The organism is Winogradskyella aurantia (assembly GCF_002266855.1).
In the GTDB taxonomy this organism is placed as follows: domain Bacteria; phylum Bacteroidota; class Bacteroidia; order Flavobacteriales; family Flavobacteriaceae; genus Winogradskyella; species Winogradskyella aurantia.
Map to the genome: position 1 here is coordinate 97,953 of NZ_NGJN01000003.1, position 21,986 is coordinate 119,938.

Genomic DNA, 21,986 nt, shown 5'->3' on the forward strand with positions numbered 1-21,986 from the left:
AGTGCTTATTTTTTTTGTGTCTTTATAAGATAAGAGATTTAATAGTTTTAAAAGAAGAGTTTTAAGGTTTTAGTATAATTTTAAGGTTCAAATAATTTATATGAAGGACATGGAAAAAACAGTATCGGAAGCTATAGCGTATAGACGCTCCACACGTGTATATAAGAGCGAACCTATTGATTCTGAAAAAGTAAAACAGTGCTTGGTCAATGCCTCGTTGGCGCCAACGAGTAGCAACCTCCAACTTTGGGAGTTTTACCACATTACATCCAAGGACAAACTTTTAAAAATGGCCGAAGCTTGTTTTAATCAAAACGCGGCGAAAACAGCACAGCAGCTCGTTGTTGTTGTAGCTAGAAAAGATTTATGGCGTAAACGTGCTAAAGCCAATATTGACTTTTTGAACAAAGCTTTTGATAAACCAGATTTAGAGCCCCGTCTTTTAAAACGGAAAAAGCAAGCGACGGACTACTATCAAAAGTTAATCCCCACTATCTATTCAGACTTTTTTGGCATATTGGGATTCATAAAATATTGGATATTTCAAATAGTTGGGCTGTTTCGACCTATATATAGACAAACAAGATTAAGCGATATGCGTATCGTAGCCCATAAAAGTGCCGGCTTAGCTGCCCAAAACTTTATGATTTCCATGGCCGCTATTGGTTATGATACCTGTCCTATGGAAGGCAGTGATACCCTGCGCGTCAAAAAAATACTAAATCTACCTAGAGGTGCCGAAATCAATATGGTTATTGGGTGTGGAATACGAGACGAGTCTGGTATTTATGGACCGAGATTTAGAGTACCTTTTAAAGATGTTTACCACAACATTTAAGGTGATAAAAAGTAAAAAAACCTCCCTCCATAGTAATCTTGGATGAGAGGTATTTTTAAAATACTGGATAAGGTTTTTCGTATTTAATAGCTATACGGCAGAATTTAGTCTCCACTCATATTCTTGTTGTAGACCCATATTTCATCCCACGAGTTCTTAAAATTTGCCTGATACAACTGTTGTTGATTTTGAAACGAACCTTCTCCATTTACCTTTTCAAAGGTTTCAACCCAGTTGACATCTCTATCAAAATCAGACCAATTAGGACTAAAACTAAATGTAGCAATATGACGTCCTAAATTGCCTTGTCTAAACTCATTGTAATAGACTCCCCAAGGATTAATACCATCTAGAGCTTTAATGGTTTTACTAACTCTTTCAAAAAACATCTCTACGCCCGGTGACGGACCATCAACTACCTCAAAATATCTTATAAACAAGATGGGGTATTTTGAGTTATCACCATCCAACATATCGGTGTTGTTTAACGCTTTGTTCGATTTCCAATACTCTACTGTGTTAGTTTTTTTAATGTAAGGGTCAATATTGTCTCTCCAATCCTCATCATGACCTCCGACAGCTGGCCTCTTATCTAAGTCCGCATAGGTTAATTTTCCCATTTCCCAAATAATCTTACCTGCATTTGGTCCAGTTGTAATATTATAAACGGTCGCTTTATAAGGTCCCTCTTTATGGTACTTTTGATTGTGTTTTCTAATGTTTTCTCCTAAAATTTTTAGCTTAGTGTTATCAGGTGTAATCATAATATCTTCCCACATTTCGTAGGACTCGTCGTTTTGCGCTGTCATAGTAAACATAGATCCAAAGACTATGGCAACCATTGAAATAAGTAAAATTGATTTTTTAAACATGATAAGTTGGTTTTAATTGTTAGTATATGTTATTACCGTGCAAGTATTCCCAAATGTTCAAGGGTTAAAAATAACTTAGTCCATAAGTGGATAAATTAGACCTTCAACATCAAGAATTAGCTTTGCCGTCTTATTGAAGGTACGAACTTAATATCCTGTAATTTTAGAACTAGGACGAATAGGGTCATTTACTTTCCGAAGATAGGTTTATGCATATCCAGACTTAGAGCTTTAATCCATAAATGGACAACATATATAAACACAGCCCCCTATATTTACTCTTTAAAGTAGAATCTATTGAACCCCTTTATGGGTTATAAGATGAAATCAACAAACCGATATGGCCCTATTCATTAAAATTATCAAGCCCTATTTTCAACCAATCATAAAAGGCATCGGCATCTGGCTCATAAGCGTTAGTGGTATTGAGTAATTCCAAATCGTGGTTAAGAAGTACGTAATAAGGTTGCGAATTGTTCTGGAAATTAATGGTTTGAAGGGTAGCCCATTTATCACCTACAGTTTCAATAGCCTTGACTGTACCATTTTGTCGTAGATACTGAAATTGTTTATCTTTTGGAAGCTTCTTTTTATCGTCAACATAAAGTGAGATAATCACATAGTCTTCACTTAAAATCTCATAGACATCAGAGGTACTCCATACCTGTTCTTCCATCTTTCTACAATTGACACAGGCCCAACCCGTAAAATCTAAAAGAATAGGTTTGTCTTGTTGCTTAGCCTGGGCCAAACCGACTTCCAAATCTTTATAGCAATTTAAGTCCAAAGGACATTCTGAGGTCTTATCGTACAAACTATAAAATAGTGGTGGTGGAAATCCACTCAACAATTTTAAATTAGCATATTTTGTATTGGTTAAACCCGGTATAAGATATATGGCAAAAGCCAAACATAAAATAGCCGTTGTAATCCTTATTTTACTCAATTTTGCAATTGGCCCATCATGTGGAAATTTAATTTTTCCGAATAAATAAAGTACTAAGCCTAAGGCAATAAGTATCCATAGCCCTATAAAGACCTCACGTTTCAATAAGCCCCAATGTTCTACTAGGTCTGCGTTCGATAAAAATTTTAGGGCAAGTCCTAATTCAATAAAGCCTAAAACTACTTTCACCGTATTAAGCCACCCACCAGACTTAGGCAGTGAATTAAGCCACTTTGGAAACATAGCAAACAATGTAAAAGGCAGAGCCAAAGCCAAACCAAATCCACTCATTCCCATGGTTAATTGCCTTGCGCCACCATCTGCAGTTAAGGAACTTCCCAATAATGTACCAAGGATGGGACCTGTACATGAGAAGGAAACTATTGCCAAAGTTAAGGCCATAAAAAATATGCCTATAAAACCACCTATTCTATTGGCTTTACTGTCCATTGCCGCACTCCAAGATTGAGGTAAGGTCAATTCATAATACCCGAAAAATGAAAAGGCAAAACCAATAAAAATGATAAAGAAAATAATATTCAAGGTCACATTTGTGGAAATATTATTCAATATACCAGGGTCAAGAGAATCTAAGAGATGAAATGGAATACTTAATAAAGCATAAATCAAGAAAATAAAAACGCCATATAGGATGGAATTAAACATCCCCTTTTTTGAATCTCCAGAGCTTTTGGTAAAAAATGAAACCGTTAGGGGAATCATAGGAAAGACACATGGGGTTAACAGTGCTATAAGGCCTCCTAAAAACCCTAAAATAAAAATCGAAAAATCACTTTGTTCTTCTACAGTTTGTGCTTTGTATTTATCCCATCCCTTAATATTGAGGTCTAATTCTGCTGAAAGTTGCTGACTGCGTTGGTCTACGGTAGCCTCTTCTATTTGAATTTCAGAACCATCTAGGGTAACGTTGAACGTATAGTCTCCCGGAATACATTTTTCATCGTTGCAAGTTTGATACTCTACGTATACCTCGATGAGATTTAAATCGGGATTTAATAGTTTAACCCGCTGTTTAAATTCAACTAAAACATCGAATTTGATAACATCTTCTTCAAAAATCTTATCATATTTTGGTGGCACAATAGGTTCTATTGTTTCACCAACAGTTTCGTAATTTCCTTCTTTGTTCTTAAATTCAAATATGGTAGTTGGCGCGAATCCGCCCGAAGATTTCTGTGAATAGATGTACCAACCCTTATCAATTGAGGCTTTCAATATTACATCGTACTCAGTTTCAGAAACTTTTTCGATTTTAGAATCCCACTCAACGGGTTGTAAAATCTGTCCAAAAGTACAAAGTGAAATACCGATGGCCAAAAAACTAAAAAGAAGTTTTATTCTGTTCGTCATATCCTTAACGTAATAACACAAATGTAATTGATGTAGATAAACTTTTAACTTACATGGCCCTAATTTATAAAAAGCTTAAGACATTCAATTAGGGTATTCTGAGTATAAAAAAAACCGAGTAATCACTCGGTCTTAATCCTAGGACTTGGCCTCTATCCTAATTTTATCAGAGTGCTGCCATTTTGAAATACCACCTTCAAGATCATAAATCTTTTTGAAGCCTGCTTCTTTCATTTTTTCAGCACACTTTGCACTTCGTCCACCTGATCTACAATACAATATAACTGGTCTTGACTTATCTAATTTATTAACTTCCTCATCGAATGTCGGTGATGAAAAATCAATGTTCTGAGCATTTAAGATATGTCCTTCCTCGAATTCTTCTGGAGTGCGTACATCAATTAACTGTGCATCCTCTACATCTAATATAGTCTGCATTTCTTCCGCCGTAACTAATTTTATTTCAGAAGTGGTTTCTGCCTGATTGTTCTTGCAGTTTGTTATTAAGCTCAATGTAACAAACAGAGCGCTTATAAGTGAAATTCTTTTAATCATTGAAATAGTTATTATGAGTAGACAACATCGCCTTGCCATTTAGTGAAGCCGCCCACGAGATTATACGTTCGTTCAAAACCCAATTGGTTCATTATAGCGCACGCTTGTGCACTTCTTCCTCCTGATCTACAGTACACATAGTAGCTTTTAGATTTATCAAGTTTCTTTATTTCATCAAGAAATCCTTGGCCTTGGTATATATCCATATGCACGGCATTGGGAATAATACCAAATTCTACTTCTTGTTGTGTTCTAACATCTAAAATGACCGAATTATTGTCTTCCTCGAGTTGTTTTGTCCAATCATTTTGTGATAAATCAGCCATTGAGCACGTTTTAATTGAACAAAATTAAGATTTCTTTGGCATATAGACGAAAAAAATCCGAAGTGAAATACTGCGGATAGATAATTTTAAAATGCGCTCAAAAAATTGAAAACCTAAATTTGTCCTTAGGGTTTAGCTTTTTACTTTTATGGTGCACCCTATAGCGCGAGTTTCAGTCACCTTTATGGATTCATTATTCAATAAGGCGTCTACGGCATTCTCCACATATCGTTCAGTAACTGCTTTGGCATCCTTGTAATTATTGTCAATAGCACCAATGTATTTTACTTCATTGCCCTTTGTAGTCTTCTGGAGCAAATAAACGTGTGGCGTCTTAGTAGCACCGTATTGTGGGTATATTTTTTGGCCCTTATCGATTACATATGGAAATGTAAAGCCTTTGGCCTTAGCCCTTGCTCTCATAGCCTCCAAACTATCGCCAGGTTGAACATCGGTATCATTTGGCATAATGGCGATTACCGGATAGCCCTTCTCAGCATATTTTTTATCTAGTTCCACAATTCTATCCTCATATGCCACAGCGTATGGACATGTATTACAGGTAAAAATCACAATAAAGCCCTTGGCATCTTTGTAATCTGATAATGATACCATTTTACCGTCAATATTCTCTAGGCTAAAATCTGTTGCAATATCACCAACCTTGTAACCGTTGTTAGCAGGCTGAGAGGAAAATGCCATAAAAATAAGCATGAGTCCTAATGCTGAAAGTAACTTTATTGTTTTCATAATGTTTTAATTTAAAAATTGTTCTATTTCGGTTTTTAATTCGTTTTGGGTGAAAGACCGCTCATAAAATTTTCGTTTTTGGCCTTTATATATTAAGGTGGCTGGTATAGCTCCCGACCAACTTTCATTTATTGCTGGAATCCACCTGTTCTGATCAGTATCATCTAAAGCAATAACCTTTGATTTTAATTCATACTTTTCAATAAAGGGTATTAATTTGGTCTCATATTTATTAGGAAAATCAAGGCTCACCAAGAGTACCTCAATATTATCATAAGAACTTGCCAAAGCCTCAAAGTACGGAAGTTCCTTAACACAAGGTGCGCACCATGTAGCCCAAAAATTAACCACGTGCAAGGTATTGTCGTCTTGGTTAAGATAGGGCTCCAAACCATCGTAATCCACAACCTGCAATTCCTGTAGATGCAGTTCTGGGACTTGCATCTCTTGAGCTTCTGTATTCTTACTGCCTGACGTATCCTTACACGACACACAAACCAATAAGAGTACGACTAAAATCCTTTTCATTTCCTAAAGTTATCAATCGTATATTCTCCCATTTTAAATTTAACAAAATATTAATTAATTAATTAAATATTCAATTTACATTTGTATATACAATTATTGTATATGAAAGAGTTAGAGCAGCTTTTAAAAACCTCATCCAAATTACCTTTGTCTAGAGCAGCGGTAATTAACGTGTTTTACACCAATAATTGGATAAAGGATGAGCTATTGGAAAACCTTAAACCATTTGAATTATCATTAGAGCAGTTTAACGTCCTACGAATATTACGAGGGCAAAACAATAAAGCGATTAACCTTCAAGACATCCAAGAGCGTATGGTGACTAAAATGAGTAATACCACCCGCCTAGTTGATAAACTTATTAAAAAGGGTTATGTCAATCGAGTCATTTGTAAGGCTAACAGAAGAAAGGTTGAAATTAGTATAACAAAAAATGGTTTGGACGTCCTTAAAAAAATTGATCCTATAATGGATGCGTCTGAAGCTAAAGTGACCAAAAATTTATCTAAACAAGACTTGGAACAATTAAATAAACTTTTAATAAAACTTAGAAATTGAATTATGAAAACTAAAAATTTAAAAATTGCTGCAGTATTAGTAATGGCTGTAACCTTCATGTCGTTTACAGCATTGATTGAAAAGAATGTTGATGTCACCGAGAGCACGGTGAATTGGAAGGGCTATAAAGTCACTGGAGAGCACGAAGGGACTATAAAGCTAAAAGAAGGTACATTAATGTTTGATGGCGAATCACTAGTTGGAGGAAACTTTGTAATGGATATGACTTCTATTAATACCACTGACTTAGAGGGAGAATACAAAGGTAAACTTGACGGCCATTTAAAATCAGCTGACTTTTTTGGTGTAGAGAAGCACCCAACAGCAAATTTAAAAATAACAAATGTTGAAGGTAACAATGGAAAATATAACGTGAAAGCAGATTTAACCATTAAAAACATCACACAGCCTGTAGAATTTACCATGTACACCAAGGAAAACTCTGCTTCAGCCTTTGTGAAAATAGATCGTACAAAATTTGATATTAAATATGGCTCTTCAAGCTTCTTTGATGATTTAAAGGACAAGGCTATCTATGACGAATTTGATCTAAATGTAAATCTCAAGTTTTAATGCCCAAAGAATAGATTAATAGCAACATTTAGATTTAGGTTCCTGCTTTTTTTAAAGCAGGAATCTTTTTCTTAAAATAGTTTGAAATAACTATTTTGCTTTCTATCTTTGAAGCTCAATGAAAACAAAATTAAATCATACTTGGTGGTGGAACTTTACAGAACAATTCTCGTGAAGTAACCCTAAGTATACTAAAATAAAATTAGGCTTGTCATTCACGACAAGCCTTTTTTAATTGATGATAAATGAACATATTTAGCCTTCAGACACATTATAAAAAAATCCTGGCAGATACCATTACTCCTGTAAGCATCTATTTAAAGATTAGGGATAAATATCCAAATAGTATATTGCTAGAGAGTAGCGATTATCACGCTAATGATAACAGTTTTTCATACATCTGTTGCAATGCTATTGCGTCGATTAAAGTAGAAAATGATTCCATTTACCAAAGCTATCCAGACGGGAGCTTTGATATAAGTCACACCAAAAATATCAATGTTACAGAGGAAATTCACAAGTTTAGCAAGCGCTTTAAGGTTAATACAAATACTGATTTTAAATTTATTCACAATGGGATATTTGGTTATACCGCTTATGATGCTGTAAAGTATTTTGAAGACATTTCTATTTCTAAAAAGGAAGATTCTGTTGAAATTCCAGATATTTATTATGCTGTATACCAAAATATTATTGCAATTAATCATTTTAAAAACGAAGCCTACATTTTTGCGCATTGCTACGATACTGAAAATAATATTGATAGTATTCTACAGCTTATACAAACCAAGCAATATGCGACGTATAATTTTGATACCTCAACAGAAATTTCGTCCAACTTAAGCGATAAGGCCTACAAGGAACATGTGGAGTTAGCTAAAAAACATTGTGGTCGCGGTGATGTGTTCCAATTGGTTCTTTCAAAACGATTCTCACAAGGTTTCAGTGGTGACGAATTCAATGTATATAGAGCGCTCAGAAGTATAAATCCGTCGCCATACCTCTTCTACTTTGATTACGGAAATTTTAAGATATTTGGAAGTTCGCCAGAAGCACAATTGGTTGTCACGGAAGGAAAAGCTGAAATTCATCCCATTGCAGGCACATTTAAACGCACAGGGAACGATTTAAAAGATGCACAATTAGCAGAAGCCTTAATTAAGGATGATAAGGAAAATAGCGAACATGTCATGTTGGTCGATCTCGCCAGAAACGATTTAAGCCGACATGGTAGCAAAGTTACCGTTGAAAATTATCGTGAAGTCCAATTTTTTTCCCATGTCATTCACTTGGTAAGTAAAGTCACGGGGGAAATTCATCCAAGTACCGAAACCATGCAGGTTGTGGCAGATACCTTTCCCGCTGGAACTTTAAGTGGCGCTCCAAAACATAGGGCTATGCAATTGATAGAACAATATGAAAAAACAAGCCGTGGCTATTATGGCGGTGCTATTGGATTCATGGACTTCGATGGTAACTTTAACCATGCTATAATGATCCGTACGTTTTTAAGTAAGAACCATAAATTATTTTGGCAAGCTGGTGCGGGCTTGGTTGCAAAATCAAATCCAGAAGACGAGCTCCAAGAAGTCTATAATAAACTAGGGGCATTAACCAAGGCTATTGAACAAGCAAAAGATATTTGATGAAATTGAAGTTGAAATCGTAGATTAAGATGAAATGTAGGTGCAAAATTTAAAACTTTGGAATTGTCCCCTTGAGGGGACTTTAGGGGTGTTAAAAAAGTTTAATTAAAAAAGATTCCCACTTACGTGGGAAGTTATTATGAAAAAAGTATTAGTTATAGATAATTATGATAGCTTCACCTATAATCTGGTGCACTATTTAGAAGATTTAAATTGTGAGGTTACCGTTAAGCGCAATGACAAACTTACACTTGACGAGGTTGAAGCCTTTGAGAAGATTGTTTTGTCTCCAGGTCCTGGTATACCAGACGAAGCGGGTCTGTTAAAGTCAATCATTTCAAAATACGCCCCCACAAAAAGCATCCTCGGTGTTTGTTTAGGACAACAAGCCATTGGTGAGGTTTTTGGCGGGACTTTAGAAAATCTTGAAACTGTATACCATGGCGTTTCAACAGAAATAACTGTCACTGCAGAGGATGAGACCTTGTTCAATGGATTGAATAAAACTTTTGAAGTAGGGCGTTACCACTCCTGGGTAGTAAACACCAATTTACCCCATTGTCTGGAAGCAACCTCTTTTGACTCTAACGGACAAATTATGTCCTTGAGGCATAAAACATATGATGTTAAAGGCGTACAATATCATCCCGAGTCGGTCTTAACGCCAAATGGAAAACAAATTTTAGCAAATTGGATTAAATATTAAGCATGAAGGAGATTCTCAATAGACTCATCAATCAGGAAAGTATTTCTAGTGAAGAAGCTAAAAATGTTTTGGTCAATATCTCAAAGGGCGAATACAACGAAAGTCAGATTGCATCGTTCCTAACAGTTTATATGATGCGAAGCATAACCATAGAAGAACTTCGTGGGTTTAGGGATGCCTTATTGGAATTATGTATCCCAGTTGAACTAGACGGGTATAATACTATAGATTTATGTGGAACAGGTGGTGATGGAAAAGATACGTTCAATATTTCGACCCTTTCTGCTTTTGTTGCTGCCGGTGCAGGCATCCAAGTGACCAAACATGGTAATTATGGGGTTTCCTCAGCATGTGGGTCTTCAAATGTTATGGAATACCTCGGTATAAAATTCACTAACAATATTGAATTCTTAAAACGCAGTTTGGATGAAACGGGAATTTGTGTACTTCATGCGCCATTATTTCATCCCGCTATGAAGAATGTAGCCCCTATCAGAAGAGCACTTGGTGTTAAGACCTTTTTTAATATGTTAGGACCCATGGTAAATCCCGCATTTCCCAAAAATCAGATGGTGGGCGTGTTTAACTTAGAGTTGCTAAGGCTTTATGGTTATTTATATCAAGAAACAGATAAAAACTATGCCGTAGTTCATGCTTTAGATGGCTACGATGAAATTTCTTTAACAGGAAAAACAAAAGTTATCTCCAATAATGCCGAAACTTTAATTGACCCTAGCGATTTAGGGGTACCACAAATAGAACAATCAGCCATCTTCGGAGGGCATACAGTAAAACAAGCTGCCGATTTATTTATGGAAATTATAAATGGTAAGGGTACAGAAGCACAAAACAATGTAGTATGTGCCAATGCCGGATTAGCCATTTCTACCACAAAACAAATAGCTCATAAGGATGGATTTGAAATGGCCAAAGCGTCTCTCTTGAGCGGAAACGCAAAAAAGAGTTTAGATAAACTAATTGAATTAAGTAGATGAATATCCTAGATAAAATAGTAATTGACAAACGTAAGGAAGTGAATCTAAAAAAAGAATTAATTCCTATTGAAACCTATGAGCAATTACCCTATTTTGAAGCAAGCACAACCTCATTATCAAAACGCCTACAAGCCAGCACAACCGGAATTATAGCAGAGTTTAAACGAAAGTCGCCTTCAAAATCAATTATAAATGATAAGGCCTTAGTAGAAGACGTGGCCATTGGTTATGAAAAGGCTGGGGTTTGTGGTATGTCTATCTTAACGGACGAAGTTTATTTCGGCGGCAGTATGGACGATTTAATTACCGCCAAAGAACATTGCCGTTTACCATTATTGCGTAAAGAATTTATTATCGATGAATATCAAATCATAGAAGCAAAAGCCATTGGTGCAGATGCAATCCTGCTTATCGCAGCAATTTTAACCAAAACTCAGATTAAGCAATTTTCTGAATTGGCGAAAAGTTTAAATCTGGATGTCCTCTTGGAAGTTCACAACGCGGAAGAATTACACAAATCCATAATGCCATCATTAGATATGCTCGGAGTTAACAATAGGGATCTTAAAACCTTTGACGTGAGTTTAGAAACCTCTAAAACTCTAAGTCAATTAATTCCTGACGACTTTGTAAAAATTTCAGAAAGTGGGATTAGTTCTATCGACGCCATTAAATCGTTGCAACCCTATGGCTATAAAGGTTTTCTTATAGGTGAGAACTTTATGAAGACGGATAATCCCGGAAAGGCGGCCACAACATTTATAAAAGAATTAAAAGAATGAAACTAAAGGTGTGCGGTCTAAAATATAATAATAACATAGAAGCTGTTGCCAAACTGCAACCAGATTATATGGGCTTTATATTTTATGAGAAATCATCGCGATACTTCGTTGGGGAAATGCCAAAAGAAATCCTTTTTTACAACAAAGTAGGTGTTTTTGTAGATGCCGACATATCATATATCTTAAATAAGGTAAAACAACACAATTTCAAAACGATACAGTTGCATGGTAGTGAATCGGCCAACTACTGTGCTGAGTTGAGATTCGAGCTACATTTAAAGGATGAGCAAGACCGCTGGCAATCCGATCAGTGGCGTAAAGGTGAATGGGAAGCTCCAAATTGGGAAGTAATAAAGGCCTTTAGTATTAAGGATCGTTTTGATTTCTCGGTACTACAACCTTATGAAGCCCTTGTGGATTATTTTTTATTTGACACAAAAGGAAAACTTCCAGGTGGTAATGGCTATACATTTAATTGGGGCGTTTTAAATCAATACCCCTCCACTAAACCCTATTTTTTAAGTGGTGGCATTGGTCTTAGCGAATTGGACAAAATCAAGGAATTTAAAAACAATCCTGCTTCAAAACACTGTTATGCCATTGACGTAAATAGTAAATTCGAAATCAAGCCTGGATTAAAAGATATTAATGCATTAGAAAAATTTAAAGATGAGTTACAACATTAATGACAACGGTTATTATGGAGAATTTGGCGGAGCCTACATTCCGGAGATGCTTTATCCTAATATTGAGGAGTTACGCCAAAATTATTTAAAAATAACAGCAGAATCTGATTTTAAAGAAGAATTTCATCAGTTATTAAGGGACTATGTTGGGAGACCTTCACCACTGTATTTAGCGAAACGGCTTTCCGAAAAATACAACACTAAAATTTATCTCAAACGCGAGGACCTTAACCATACAGGAGCGCATAAGATCAATAACACCATAGGACAAATTTTATTAGCCAAACGATTGGGTAAAACACGTATAATAGCTGAAACCGGTGCAGGACAGCATGGTGTTGCAACGGCCACAGTCTGCGCCTTAATGGGCATCGAGTGTGTAGTCTATATGGGGGAAATAGACATTGCCAGACAGGCACCCAATGTAGCCCGTATGAAAATGCTGGGTGCTAAGGTTGTTCCTGCATTATCTGGTAGTCGTACCCTAAAAGATGCCACTAATGAAGCCATGCGCGATTGGATTAACAATCCTGTAGATACGCATTACATCGTTGGTAGTGTAGTTGGACCACATCCATTTCCAGACATGGTGGCACGTTTTCAAGCGGTGGTTTCTGAAGAAATCAAAACCCAATTATTGGAAAAAGAAGGCACTGAAAATCCTGATTATTTAATTGCCTGTGTTGGCGGAGGAAGCAATGCTGCCGGAACCTATTACCATTATCTAGACAATGAAGCTGTTAAGATTATTGCTGTTGAAGCAGCTGGAAAAGGCATAGATTCTGGTGAAAGTGCAGCAACTTCAGTGTTAGGAAAAGAGGGTATCATTCACGGAAGTAAAACCTTGCTAATGCAAACTAATGATGGTCAAATTACGGAACCCTATTCCATTTCGGCCGGACTTGATTACCCAGGTGTGGGGCCTATGCACGCTAATTTATACAGGACAGGAAGAGCAGAATTTATTGCCATAACCGATGATGAAGCTATGACGGCCGGATTAGAATTATCACAGCTTGAAGGTATTATTCCAGCCATAGAAACCTCTCACGCCCTTGCGGTTTTTGAGTATAAAACGTTTAAACCAAACGATATCATTGTAGTGAACCTGTCTGGACGCGGGGATAAAGATTTACAGAACTATATTGATTATTTCGGTCTTTAGACCGAATGCTGAACTCGTTTCAGTATATCATAATTAAAAAGGAAGTTGAATTAAAAAGATTCCCACCCTTGTGGGCAGTGAACATGAACCGAATAAACCAAAAACTAGAGGAAGACAAAAAACTTCTATCCATATATTTTACTGCAGGCTATCCCAATATTGATGATACTGTTTCAATTATTCATAACCTAGAAAACAGTGGTGTAGATATGATAGAGATTGGGTTGCCATTTAGTGACCCTTTAGCCGATGGCCCAACCATACAAGACAGCTCAACAAAAGCCTTGCGCAATGGAATGACCAGCGAAGTACTTTTTCAGCAACTAAAGGATATCCGATCTTCCGTTTCAATACCACTTATCATCATGGGCTACTTTAACCCTATTCTTCAATATGGAGTTGAAGCATTTTGTAAAAAATGCCAGGACGTTGGAATTGATGGTTTAATCATTCCAGATTTGCCCGTAGATGTATACCATTTAAAATACAAGAGCATATTTGACTCTTATGGACTAATTAATGTATTTTTAATAACTCCACAGACCTCAGAGGAACGCATACGATACATTGATTCTGTTTCTAATGGATTCATTTACATGGTGAGTTCTGCAAGTACCACAGGCGCTACATCTGGCTTTGGAGATGTACAGACCAACTATTTTAAACGTATTGAAGACATGCATCTAAAGAATCCTCAAATTGTAGGCTTTGGGATTTCAAATCACGACACCTTTAAACAAGCAACTCAATATGCAAAAGGTGCCATTATAGGATCTGCATTTATTAAATACCTTACCCATAAGGGAGTCGATAATCTTGAAAGGTTTATAGCCCCAATACTGGCTGAAAATTAATACTATTTAACACAGTATTCCAAGGTTTTAATAAGCCTTTGTGACAAAAAAATCAAGTAAATCCTTATATTAAATTTGAACAAAAAATAAAAAAATATGGGAATTATTAAAGATAAAAGAAAGTTTAAAAGAAAGTCTGAGCAAACAGATCCAACGCGTCCTGAAGGTATTGCAAAAAAGACAAACATCAATGACTTTGATATTGACGACGATACCATAAAGGACCAGCAGAACAAAAAATAATAGCTAGAAATTAATATTAAATGATAGTCTATTCATAAATTTGGATAGACTATTTTTTTATGCAGAAATTTATAAATGATTGGCGATTGGTTATTCTACTGTGCTTAACTCTGGGGCTAGCACCTTTTTTGCCTGAGCCACATATTGTTGGTAAGCTAAGATGGATAGGAGGCGGTGGAAGTGGCATGGGACTTATGGATTATTTTGATTTGGTTCTTCATGGGTTTCCCTTTATACTTTTACTGCGCTTATTGGTTAAATCTTTATTAAAAAAACCAAAACCTCCACATACTGGTTAAACCCATTATTCATTTTTGAGTCCTACTGTTGTTCATTAATTAAAAAACAGAATTATGATTTCAAAAACAGTAAGAGTTAGTTTTATCATTGTTGTAATGTTTGGATATTTTACGTCACAGGCTCAACAAGAACGAAAGAGAGAATTACATCCAGAAACCATTTTGTCTAAAATGGATACTGATGAAAACGGTACAGTTTCGCTAGACGAATTTAAAGCTACACGCAGGAATAAAAATTTGAAGGTCGAGGTTGTTGAAAAACGATTTAAACTAATGGATGAAGACGCAAGCGGTGAGGTGGACTTGGACGAGCTTAAAAAAGCAATGAAACACATGAAACGTCATAGAGGACCACATTCCAACTCTAGAGCCCATTAATCTTAAAATCCTTCAGTAAATCTGAGGGATTTTTTATTTATAAATCGTTCTAAATTTCCTTAATTAATTCGATATATTTGATAATCTGCATTGCAGATTAAAGTGCCAATAATTAATCCAAATATTTTGAAATACACACTAGCTCTTCTCAGTTCAATACTTCTAATGTCTATTTGCCTTTCACAAAGCAAAGTCATTGAAAGCCTTGAAATGGACAGCCAACTCCTAAATACCAAAGTTCGGTATTCTGTGTATTTACCAGAAGGTTTTGACGAATCAAAAACGAAATATCCCGTGGTTTATTTACTTAATGGTTACACCGGTAACGAAACCGATTGGGTAAGAATAGGCCTAGTTAAAAACATTGCGGATGAACTCATAAAAGGCAATGACATTGAACCTTTGGTTATTATAATGCCAGATGGTGATGACCGTTTGTACATGAATAAAGAAGATGGCACTTACCCTTATGAAGATATGTTCATTAAAGAGTTAATGCCTTATGTGGAGCGCAAATACAATATTAAATCAGAAAAAAAATTTAGAGGCATTAGCGGATTATCCATGGGAGGTGCTGGGAGCTTAAGACTTGCTTTAAAATATCACAATCTTTTTGGTGCTTGTGCCGCTTTTAGTGCTGGTATATCCACCAAAGAAGAGATTATTAATGAGGGAGATAGAAGTTTTAATGATTATTTTGGACGGATTTCACCTTCCGCGATAGGAGCCAAAGGTGAAGCACGACTTACTGATATTATAAACGAATACAATGTTTTTGAGCTGATAGCAAGTAAAGATGTAGAGCAGCTGAAAACTGTCGCTATTTATTTTGATTGTGGTGATGATGATTTTTTGGCTGTAGGAAATTCTATGTTACATATTGAGTTACTTAAAAAACGTATTCCTCATGAATATAGAGTAAGAAATGGCGGCCATACTTGGAATTTTTGGATAGACTCCTTGCCGGTTGGACTTGAGTTTATAAGTGATACCTTTAGAAACTGAAGAAGCACCAATCCGTGAGACATTCCAAAACATATAATTTCTTTTCCGAATACGGGCAGATTGCCCTTGGTGTATTACTCGCGAGTATTGGCCTAAAAGCCTTCTTATTGCCCAATGGTTTTTTAGATGGTGGCGTTACAGGTATTGCGATTCTCATTAAAACACAATTTAATATTAAGGTTTCCTATTCATTGGTTATATTGAGCATTCCCTTTCTTATTCTTGGCTATTATACGGTTTCCAAACGTATTGTCATCAAATCTATAATAAGTATCCTGGCACTTGGATTATTTATCCATTTTGAAAACTTTGACACTATTACAGATGATAAGCTATTGATATCGATTTTTGGTGGCTTATTTGTGGGCTCCGGCATAGGTATAGCTATTCGTAATGGTTCAGTTTTAGACGGTTCCGAAATTTTGGGTGTCTACCTTAACGATAGATTTGGAATTAGCATAGGCAAGGTGATACTTCTATTCAACGTTATCTTATTTAGCATAACGGCTTGGGTCATTTCTACTGAGGTTGCTCTCTATTCCATTTTAACATATATTGTCACTGCCAAGGTAACTGATTTAACTATTGAAGGCTTCGAGGATTTTATAGGCGTTACCATTGTGTCCAAGGAATATCTGGCAATCAAAAAGGCCATAATGGAAGAATTAGGTGCAGGACTCACCACGTATAAAGGTTCAAAAGGTTACGGAAGCACAGGGCAACAGGAAGATTTTGATATTATCCATACCATCATCAACCGAATAGACTTAAAAAAAATGCACCGACTGATTGAAGACATTGATGACCGTGCCTTCATCATTGAATTTGATGTTAACAATGTAAAAGGAGGTGTGTTGCGCCACTACCTAGATAAGAAGAAAAGCAAGGTACTTCCGACCAAACCTTAGTGTCTTTTTTCAAGCATGCTTAAATACAGGGCTTCCACTTTAGAACGTGCCCAAGGTGTCCGTCTTAAAAATTTTAAACTAGATTTTATGGAAGGGTCATGGGTAAAACAACGAATATTAATTTCATAGCCCATATATTCCCAGCCATAATGGGCTTGTAGCTCAGTAACAATCTGTTCTAAGGTAATTCCATGAAGCGGATTATTGAGCTGTGATGGCATTATCTTCTATTAGTGTTTCGTCTTCGATTACGATTTCGATTATCATTTCTATGGCTACCTGAATTACTTTTTCTGGAACTAGAATTAGAATTTCTTGGCTGCCTTTTACTTCTATTTTGACCTTGTTTTATTGGCTCTGTAGACGCATTTGGGTCAGGTTCAAAACCTTCAACAATTTCAACAGGAATCTGCAGGCCTGTGAGCTTTTCAATGCTTTGAAGGTACGTAGTCTCATCAGCACTAACTAGGGATATGGCCTCACCACTAGCTCCAGCCCTACCTGTTCTACCGATTCTATGAACGTAATCTTCAGAAATATTCGGTAATTCAAAATTAATAACATGTGGCAAGAGCGGTATATCTAAACCTCGTGCCGCTATATCCGTAGCCACCAAAACACGGGTTGTACCTCTTTTAAAATCAGCCAAAGCTTTTGTACGGGCACCTTGGCTTTTATTTCCATGTATAGCTGATGCCGTAATTCCCGCATTGACCATCTTTTTACAGAGCTTGTTAGCGCCGTGCTTTGTTCTGGTAAAGACAAGTACTTGTTTCCAATTCCCTTCAGAAATTAATTTAATGATTAATTCTGTCTTTTTATTTTTAGCAACCCTATAAACGCGCTGTTCTATTATTTCAACTGCCGTGTTTTCAGGGGTGGCGTCCACTTGCACCGGATTTTTCAATATAGAGTAGGCGAGCTTTTTTATGTCTTTAGAAAATGTTGCTGAAAACATTAGATTTTGACGCTTGCTTGGCATCAGATTCATAACACGCTCAATATCCCGTAAAAACCCCATATCTAACATCCGGTCTGCTTCATCGAGGACAAATATCTCAACACGCTTAAGTGATAGAGCGCCTTGATTTTCCAAATCAAGCAGTCTTCCCGGTGTTGCGACCAAGATATCAATGCCTTGACGTATCGCTGCTACTTGGGGATTTTGATTTACACCACCAAATATTACAGCGCTGCGTAAATTTAAAAATTCTCCGTACTCTTTAACGTTGGCATAAACCTGAGCGGCTAACTCTCTTGTCGGTGTGAGTATTAATGCTCTAATTGGTCGGTATTTTTCCTTTGGATGTTCGGAAAGTAAATATAATAGCGGTAAAGTAAAACCAGCAGTTTTTCCGGTACCAGTTTGTGCCGATGCCAATACATCCTTACCTTCTAATATTGGCGGAATAGCTTTGGTTTGTATTGGTGATGGCGTTTCATAGCCTTTTTTGGCAATAGCCTTGAGTAAAGGCTCAGATAAGCCTAATGATTTAAATGACATACATAGTGTTTACGAAGCAAACTCATAGTATTTAGTCACTCCCTTTATTTTAACGCGAAGTTACAGCTATTTTTTCGATGATAAAGCTAATGAGTGGTTATTATCTACCCTAACCCTTTTTCCATTGTTTATACTTTTTTACTAAAGGATTGGTTGCTTTGTTTTTATAACCGTGCACTATACAACTAATTAATAAGACAACCGCGCCCGCATAAGCTATAAATACAACTACGTTATCTATTGTTTTATTTGCATTGGCTATTCCAATCAAAGCCCAAGCACCGACCAAACCAAACTCACGCATATTGCGTTTCCATATCATATATTGGTTAAGTCTTATGGCTACAGCAATAAGAATAACGGCCCATGTGGTATCTGCAAGTCCAAAACCATTCCATTCTATCTTCGTTAAATAGGTTGAAACATTGGCGATACTGGCTACGGTTACCCAGCCACTATACACCGCAAAAGGCCACCAAACAAAAGCAATTATGGAAAAACGTTCATCTTCTAATTCCATACGATTATTCAAGACAATCTTAAACAATGAGATAAGCAGCAAAAAGATAAGCACACACGAAAGACCCGTATATTCATAAATCCATGCAAAAACCCAAAGGGAGTTAAATAAACAAGACAGTATAAACCACCAACCAATTTTGAGCCCAAAATCATCGTCTTTAACTCTTACAAAAAGACTTCTACCTTGGTAGATGGCGAAACCAAATAACAACAAATAAATTAGTCCCCAAATGGCGAAGGTATAACCAGCAGGGGTAAAAAGCGATTTGTAAGAATCAGATACTTCACCAATCGTCGTATTATTAAGAATTCCTGTATTGGATAAATAATTGATAAAAATTGTTGAAATAAAGGCAATTCCATTTCCAATTTGCAGTACTTTTTTCATACCTTTTTAATCTAATTTTTGTTAGATTTAATTGTAATTTACAAGTTTTATGAAGAATCTTACTATAGCTTTAGTCCTTTTATTTTCATCAATAAGTTTCTCACAAGATAACGATGCGGCGGCAACAGCAGATGCCTTGGCCAAAAAACTGCAAAATCCAGTGGCCAATTTAATCAGTGTTCCTCTTCAGAATAATTTTGATTTTAGAATAGGAGAAGCTAATGGTGATAGATATACGCTCAATATCCAACCTGTAGTACCCATAAGTATCAGTGAAAAGTGGAACCTCATTGGTCGTGCTATTATTCCTGTTATCTCCCAGAATGATGTTTTTGGTTTTAGTGGTGCTCAAACTGGCTTAGGCGATATTGTTCTCAGCGGATTCTTTTCACCAAAAACCCCAACAGCTGGAGGTTTTATCTGGGGAGCTGGCCCTGCAATTCTGGCACCAACTGCAACAGACGATTTTTTAGGCACAGGTAAATTAGGGCTGGGGCCTACTGCAGTAGTTTTAAAACAAGCTGGTTCATTCACCTATGGTGCATTAGCCAATCATATTTGGTCTGTAGCAGGAAACAGCGAGCGAAACGATTTGAGCCTTACTTTCATTCAACCTTTTATTGCTAAGAATTTTACTGGAGGTTATGCCTTAACCTTAAATACAGAATTTACTCAGAATTGGGACTTTGATACGTCATCAGGCTTTTTACACCTTATAGGATCCAAAGTTGTGACAGTAGGTAAGCAGATGAGTCAAATTTTTATAGGCCCTAGGGTACCCTATGGTAATGGGAATACTGCTGAATGGGGAATCCGAGGTGGCATAACACTTCTCTTCCCCACAAAATAAAAACCTGTCTTGAATATTTAGAAGGACCCGAGCAAGCACAACAACTCAGTATTTGTTGCTCCATAGTGTCGCTAGTTTGTTTCGTTCATATGTTCAGATTCGAAATAAATCTCATCAACACGGTTAAATCCTGCTGTAGTTCTATTCTATGATGCAAGTTTAGTCGTCACTGGTTTTACTAAACGGTCATAAACATTATAGGAATAACGGAAAAAAAAGAAAATCCCCCAAAGTTTAAACAAATCCTCAAAAGACAAACGCAAATTGGCATCACGAGGTGCAAATCCATCAATAATTATCATAATCACAAAACATATGGACCCTAAAACCAGTGGAGAATTCCAATAAATTAATGTTTTGATAAAATCTTTATAATACATAAAAACTACTAACTGAACAAAGGCTATCAATAACAAAATAAGGGCATCATTAAAACCGATGAAGCCACCAATGCTCTCATGCAGCATAAAGCGTTCATCAATAGCTAAATAAAAGAAAACTATTGCTTGAGACCAAAAGAAGAAGCGTAAACTCCTATCGGATTCCATTGTTATCTGTTAGGATAAGATAAAATTATAGCTCGTTATAGACAACAGTACCGTTGTCACGGTTGTTTGGATACCATAAAAGAATACTGGCCCCTTAATATCTGTTAAATAATATCTGATATAATCTGCTCCAAAGCTATATTCTAGAGATATGATAACAATACTATAAATAATTAATATTGGAAAATACCACTTAAATCCCATCACATTCAGTTAATTAGTACGAGCAAATATAATTCTTGAAACCGTACAACAGTACTTCAACCAAAAATAATTAAATAAATTCGATGTTTTATTATTGTGATGGAGGGAGGAGGTTTTCAGCCATAATTAAAGGCATACTTTAGCTTATTCAAATGGAAAAAATTGAAAGAATCTGGTATCGATAGACTCTAATTACCGCGTAAACACTAGCTTTTTATTATCAGATAAGGCTTCAGTAAATCTATAGTTTTCTAAATTAAATTCTTTGAGTTCATCAATGGTATTGATGTCATTATCAATAATATATCTAACCATGAGGCCACGAGCGTATTTGGCATAGAAACCAATAGTTTTGTATTTGCCGTCTTTTAATTCCTTAAAATCAACATCAATCACAGGAACTTTTAAAGCCCTCTTATCAATGGCCTTAAAATATTCATTACTTGCTAAATTTAGGAACAACTCATCATCCTCTAATTCTTCATTTAGCGACTGTGTTACTTTTGTCTTCCAGAATTCGTAAAGGTTTTTGTTTTTTCCAACAGGCATCTTAGTTCCCATTTCCAAACGATAGGGTTGCATTAAATCCAATGGTTTTAAAATGCCGTATAAACCAGAAATAATTCTAACGGTATCTTGTACTTTATTGAGCTTTTTGGTATCTATGGTATAGGCATCGAGGCCACGATATACATCACCATTAAAAGCATATAAGGCCTGTCTTGCGTTGTCTTGCGTAAATGGTAAACTCCACTCTTGGTTTCTCTCGTAGTTCAATTGACCTAAACTATCTGAAATATGCATTAACTCAGATAATTTTTTAGCTGATTTTTTTTTCAAAAGCTTGTTCAAACGTTCTGCTTCAGCTAAAAAACAGCTTTCAGTGGATTTAGTAGTTGGTATGTTACTTTCAAAATCGAGAGATTTTGCTGGTGATAATACAAGTTTCATAGCTTTACTTTTACGTTTATGCCAAAGGTACAAAG

General features: G+C 36.1%; 27 protein-coding genes. 16 read left to right on the forward strand and 11 right to left on the reverse strand.

Translation table 11 applies throughout. The features are described 5' to 3' along the window. The first annotated feature begins 109 nt into the window (after window positions 1-109). The gene (locus CA834_RS06250; RefSeq protein WP_094968154.1) at window positions 110-838 is read left to right on the forward strand and encodes a nitroreductase family protein; all 729 of its coding nucleotides are present in this window, start codon (window positions 110-112) and stop codon (window positions 836-838) included. Window positions 839-942: 104 nt separating this feature from the next. Here CA834_RS06250 and CA834_RS06255 read toward each other — a convergent pair whose 3' ends face one another. The 6 genes from CA834_RS06255 to CA834_RS06280 all read right to left on the reverse strand — a co-directional run bounded on the left by CA834_RS06255 (window position 943) and on the right by CA834_RS06280 (window position 6,186). Then, window positions 943-1,710, reverse strand: coding sequence for a hypothetical protein (locus CA834_RS06255; RefSeq protein WP_133085461.1), 768 nt, complete (start codon window positions 1,708-1,710; stop codon window positions 943-945). A 346-nt stretch (window positions 1,711-2,056) separates the two neighbouring features. Then, on the reverse strand, window positions 2,057-4,027 hold the full coding sequence (locus CA834_RS06260) for a protein-disulfide reductase DsbD family protein (RefSeq protein WP_094967834.1): 1,971 nt from the start codon (window positions 4,025-4,027) through the stop codon (window positions 2,057-2,059). Window positions 4,028-4,165: 138 nt separating this feature from the next. Next, the gene (locus tag CA834_RS06265) at window positions 4,166-4,540 is read right to left on the reverse strand and encodes a rhodanese-like domain-containing protein (protein ID WP_240507497.1); all 375 of its coding nucleotides are present in this window, start codon (window positions 4,538-4,540) and stop codon (window positions 4,166-4,168) included. Between the two features lie 53 nt (window positions 4,541-4,593). Then, on the reverse strand, window positions 4,594-4,908 hold the full coding sequence (locus CA834_RS06270) for a rhodanese-like domain-containing protein (RefSeq protein ID WP_094967835.1): 315 nt from the start codon (window positions 4,906-4,908) through the stop codon (window positions 4,594-4,596). Between the two features lie 132 nt (window positions 4,909-5,040). Beyond that, entirely contained in the window at window positions 5,041-5,658 is a 618-nt protein-coding gene (locus CA834_RS06275; protein ID WP_094967836.1) for a thioredoxin family protein, read from the reverse strand. A 6-nt stretch (window positions 5,659-5,664) separates the two neighbouring features. After that, window positions 5,665-6,186: a TlpA family protein disulfide reductase gene (locus CA834_RS06280; protein WP_094967837.1), complete on the reverse strand. Its 522-nt coding sequence runs from the start codon at window positions 6,184-6,186 to the stop codon at window positions 5,665-5,667. Window positions 6,187-6,288: 102 nt separating this feature from the next. Here CA834_RS06280 and CA834_RS06285 point away from each other — a divergent pair, with 102 nt between their 5' ends. The 14 genes from CA834_RS06285 to CA834_RS06345 all read left to right on the forward strand — a co-directional run bounded on the left by CA834_RS06285 (window position 6,289) and on the right by CA834_RS06345 (window position 16,984). Then, entirely contained in the window at window positions 6,289-6,744 is a 456-nt protein-coding gene (locus tag CA834_RS06285; RefSeq protein ID WP_094967838.1) for a MarR family winged helix-turn-helix transcriptional regulator, read from the forward strand. Between the two features lie 3 nt (window positions 6,745-6,747). Further along, the gene (locus CA834_RS06290) at window positions 6,748-7,317 is read left to right on the forward strand and encodes a YceI family protein (RefSeq protein ID WP_094967839.1); all 570 of its coding nucleotides are present in this window, start codon (window positions 6,748-6,750) and stop codon (window positions 7,315-7,317) included. Window positions 7,318-7,562: 245 nt separating this feature from the next. Further along, window positions 7,563-8,963, forward strand: a complete 1,401-nt coding sequence (locus CA834_RS06295; RefSeq protein ID WP_094967840.1) for an anthranilate synthase component I family protein — start codon at window positions 7,563-7,565, stop codon at window positions 8,961-8,963. 139 nt (window positions 8,964-9,102) lie between these two features. Further along, window positions 9,103-9,669, forward strand: a complete 567-nt coding sequence (locus CA834_RS06300; protein ID WP_094967841.1) for an anthranilate synthase component II — start codon at window positions 9,103-9,105, stop codon at window positions 9,667-9,669. A gap of 2 nt (window positions 9,670-9,671) precedes the next feature. After that, window positions 9,672-10,664: an anthranilate phosphoribosyltransferase gene (trpD, locus tag CA834_RS06305; RefSeq protein ID WP_094967842.1), complete on the forward strand. Its 993-nt coding sequence runs from the start codon at window positions 9,672-9,674 to the stop codon at window positions 10,662-10,664. Continuing rightward, complete coding sequence (trpC, locus tag CA834_RS06310; protein WP_094967843.1) at window positions 10,661-11,446, forward strand: indole-3-glycerol phosphate synthase TrpC; 786 nt, start codon at window positions 10,661-10,663, stop codon at window positions 11,444-11,446. The genes trpD and trpC overlap by 4 nt, the downstream gene beginning before the upstream one ends. Further along, entirely contained in the window at window positions 11,443-12,132 is a 690-nt protein-coding gene (locus tag CA834_RS06315) for a phosphoribosylanthranilate isomerase (protein WP_094967844.1), read from the forward strand. The genes trpC and CA834_RS06315 overlap by 4 nt, the downstream gene beginning before the upstream one ends. Then, window positions 12,116-13,297: a tryptophan synthase subunit beta gene (gene trpB, locus CA834_RS06320; protein WP_094967845.1), complete on the forward strand. Its 1,182-nt coding sequence runs from the start codon at window positions 12,116-12,118 to the stop codon at window positions 13,295-13,297. Before CA834_RS06315 ends, trpB begins: the two co-directional genes overlap by 17 nt. An 83-nt stretch (window positions 13,298-13,380) precedes the next feature. Beyond that, a complete protein-coding gene (gene trpA, locus CA834_RS06325) occupies window positions 13,381-14,151 on the forward strand; it encodes a tryptophan synthase subunit alpha (protein WP_094968156.1) in 771 nt (256 codons plus the stop codon). Between the two features lie 96 nt (window positions 14,152-14,247). Further along, window positions 14,248-14,394, forward strand: a complete 147-nt coding sequence (locus CA834_RS14640) for a hypothetical protein (protein ID WP_165764764.1) — start codon at window positions 14,248-14,250, stop codon at window positions 14,392-14,394. A gap of 59 nt (window positions 14,395-14,453) precedes the next feature. Then, window positions 14,454-14,693 carry a hypothetical protein gene (locus CA834_RS06330; protein ID WP_094967846.1) on the forward strand — a complete coding sequence of 80 codons (240 nt, stop codon included), beginning with the start codon at window positions 14,454-14,456 and terminating at the stop codon, window positions 14,691-14,693. A gap of 54 nt (window positions 14,694-14,747) precedes the next feature. Further along, the gene (locus tag CA834_RS06335; protein WP_094967847.1) at window positions 14,748-15,071 is read left to right on the forward strand and encodes an EF-hand domain-containing protein; all 324 of its coding nucleotides are present in this window, start codon (window positions 14,748-14,750) and stop codon (window positions 15,069-15,071) included. A 126-nt stretch (window positions 15,072-15,197) separates the two neighbouring features. After that, the gene (locus tag CA834_RS06340) at window positions 15,198-16,076 is read left to right on the forward strand and encodes an alpha/beta hydrolase (protein WP_133085462.1); all 879 of its coding nucleotides are present in this window, start codon (window positions 15,198-15,200) and stop codon (window positions 16,074-16,076) included. A 14-nt stretch (window positions 16,077-16,090) separates the two neighbouring features. Beyond that, entirely contained in the window at window positions 16,091-16,984 is an 894-nt protein-coding gene (locus CA834_RS06345; protein WP_094967849.1) for a YitT family protein, read from the forward strand. Here CA834_RS06345 and CA834_RS06350 read toward each other — a convergent pair. The 3 genes from CA834_RS06350 to CA834_RS06360 form a co-directional block, all read right to left on the reverse strand. Then, window positions 16,981-17,205, reverse strand: a complete 225-nt coding sequence (locus CA834_RS06350; protein WP_094967850.1) for a VF530 family protein — start codon at window positions 17,203-17,205, stop codon at window positions 16,981-16,983. The genes CA834_RS06345 and CA834_RS06350 overlap by 4 nt on opposite strands. Continuing rightward, the gene (locus CA834_RS06355; RefSeq protein WP_094967851.1) at window positions 17,205-18,488 is read right to left on the reverse strand and encodes a DEAD/DEAH box helicase; all 1,284 of its coding nucleotides are present in this window, start codon (window positions 18,486-18,488) and stop codon (window positions 17,205-17,207) included. Before CA834_RS06355 ends, CA834_RS06350 begins: the two co-directional genes overlap by 1 nt. A 109-nt stretch (window positions 18,489-18,597) precedes the next feature. Next, the gene (locus CA834_RS06360) at window positions 18,598-19,398 is read right to left on the reverse strand and encodes a hypothetical protein (protein WP_094967852.1); all 801 of its coding nucleotides are present in this window, start codon (window positions 19,396-19,398) and stop codon (window positions 18,598-18,600) included. Between the two features lie 49 nt (window positions 19,399-19,447). Here CA834_RS06360 and CA834_RS06365 point away from each other — a divergent pair, with 49 nt between their 5' ends. Beyond that, window positions 19,448-20,248 carry a hypothetical protein gene (locus tag CA834_RS06365; protein WP_094967853.1) on the forward strand — a complete coding sequence of 267 codons (801 nt, stop codon included), beginning with the start codon at window positions 19,448-19,450 and terminating at the stop codon, window positions 20,246-20,248. 146 nt (window positions 20,249-20,394) lie between these two features. Here the strand turns inward: CA834_RS06365 and CA834_RS06370 are convergent, their stop codons facing one another. Next, window positions 20,395-20,796, reverse strand: a complete 402-nt coding sequence (locus CA834_RS06370; protein ID WP_094967854.1) for a hypothetical protein — start codon at window positions 20,794-20,796, stop codon at window positions 20,395-20,397. A 396-nt stretch (window positions 20,797-21,192) separates the two neighbouring features. Beyond that, window positions 21,193-21,951, reverse strand: a complete 759-nt coding sequence (gene yaaA / locus CA834_RS06375; RefSeq protein WP_094967855.1) for a peroxide stress protein YaaA — start codon at window positions 21,949-21,951, stop codon at window positions 21,193-21,195. Window positions 21,952-21,986: the final 35 nt, after the last annotated feature.

What these genes read in the sequence shown, in the direction of transcription:
- CA834_RS06315 (WP_094967844.1), top strand. Translation starts at nt 11,443, where the DNA reads ATGAAACTAAAGGTGTGCGGTCTAAAATATAATAATAACATAGAAGCT.
- CA834_RS06300 (WP_094967841.1), top strand. Translation starts at nt 9,103, where the DNA reads ATGAAAAAAGTATTAGTTATAGATAATTATGATAGCTTCACCTATAAT.
- CA834_RS06370 (WP_094967854.1), bottom strand. Translation starts at nt 20,796, where the DNA reads ATGGAATCCGATAGGAGTTTACGCTTCTTCTTTTGGTCTCAAGCAATA.
- CA834_RS06295 (WP_094967840.1), top strand. Translation starts at nt 7,563, where the DNA reads ATGAACATATTTAGCCTTCAGACACATTATAAAAAAATCCTGGCAGAT.
- CA834_RS06350 (WP_094967850.1), bottom strand. Translation starts at nt 17,205, where the DNA reads ATGCCATCACAGCTCAATAATCCGCTTCATGGAATTACCTTAGAACAG.
- CA834_RS06335 (WP_094967847.1), top strand. Translation starts at nt 14,748, where the DNA reads ATGATTTCAAAAACAGTAAGAGTTAGTTTTATCATTGTTGTAATGTTT.
- trpA (WP_094968156.1), top strand. Translation starts at nt 13,381, where the DNA reads ATGAACCGAATAAACCAAAAACTAGAGGAAGACAAAAAACTTCTATCC.
- CA834_RS06250 (WP_094968154.1), top strand. Translation starts at nt 110, where the DNA reads ATGGAAAAAACAGTATCGGAAGCTATAGCGTATAGACGCTCCACACGT.
- CA834_RS06270 (WP_094967835.1), bottom strand. Translation starts at nt 4,908, where the DNA reads ATGGCTGATTTATCACAAAATGATTGGACAAAACAACTCGAGGAAGAC.
- CA834_RS06365 (WP_094967853.1), top strand. Translation starts at nt 19,448, where the DNA reads ATGAAGAATCTTACTATAGCTTTAGTCCTTTTATTTTCATCAATAAGT.
- yaaA (WP_094967855.1), bottom strand. Translation starts at nt 21,951, where the DNA reads ATGAAACTTGTATTATCACCAGCAAAATCTCTCGATTTTGAAAGTAAC.
- CA834_RS06360 (WP_094967852.1), bottom strand. Translation starts at nt 19,398, where the DNA reads ATGAAAAAAGTACTGCAAATTGGAAATGGAATTGCCTTTATTTCAACA.
- CA834_RS06280 (WP_094967837.1), bottom strand. Translation starts at nt 6,186, where the DNA reads ATGAAAAGGATTTTAGTCGTACTCTTATTGGTTTGTGTGTCGTGTAAG.
- CA834_RS06260 (WP_094967834.1), bottom strand. Translation starts at nt 4,027, where the DNA reads ATGACGAACAGAATAAAACTTCTTTTTAGTTTTTTGGCCATCGGTATT.
- trpC (WP_094967843.1), top strand. Translation starts at nt 10,661, where the DNA reads ATGAATATCCTAGATAAAATAGTAATTGACAAACGTAAGGAAGTGAAT.
- CA834_RS06275 (WP_094967836.1), bottom strand. Translation starts at nt 5,658, where the DNA reads ATGAAAACAATAAAGTTACTTTCAGCATTAGGACTCATGCTTATTTTT.
- CA834_RS06285 (WP_094967838.1), top strand. Translation starts at nt 6,289, where the DNA reads ATGAAAGAGTTAGAGCAGCTTTTAAAAACCTCATCCAAATTACCTTTG.
- CA834_RS06255 (WP_133085461.1), bottom strand. Translation starts at nt 1,710, where the DNA reads ATGTTTAAAAAATCAATTTTACTTATTTCAATGGTTGCCATAGTCTTT.
- CA834_RS06355 (WP_094967851.1), bottom strand. Translation starts at nt 18,488, where the DNA reads ATGTCATTTAAATCATTAGGCTTATCTGAGCCTTTACTCAAGGCTATT.
- trpD (WP_094967842.1), top strand. Translation starts at nt 9,672, where the DNA reads ATGAAGGAGATTCTCAATAGACTCATCAATCAGGAAAGTATTTCTAGT.
- trpB (WP_094967845.1), top strand. Translation starts at nt 12,116, where the DNA reads ATGAGTTACAACATTAATGACAACGGTTATTATGGAGAATTTGGCGGA.
- CA834_RS14640 (WP_165764764.1), top strand. Translation starts at nt 14,248, where the DNA reads ATGGGAATTATTAAAGATAAAAGAAAGTTTAAAAGAAAGTCTGAGCAA.
- CA834_RS06330 (WP_094967846.1), top strand. Translation starts at nt 14,454, where the DNA reads ATGCAGAAATTTATAAATGATTGGCGATTGGTTATTCTACTGTGCTTA.
- CA834_RS06290 (WP_094967839.1), top strand. Translation starts at nt 6,748, where the DNA reads ATGAAAACTAAAAATTTAAAAATTGCTGCAGTATTAGTAATGGCTGTA.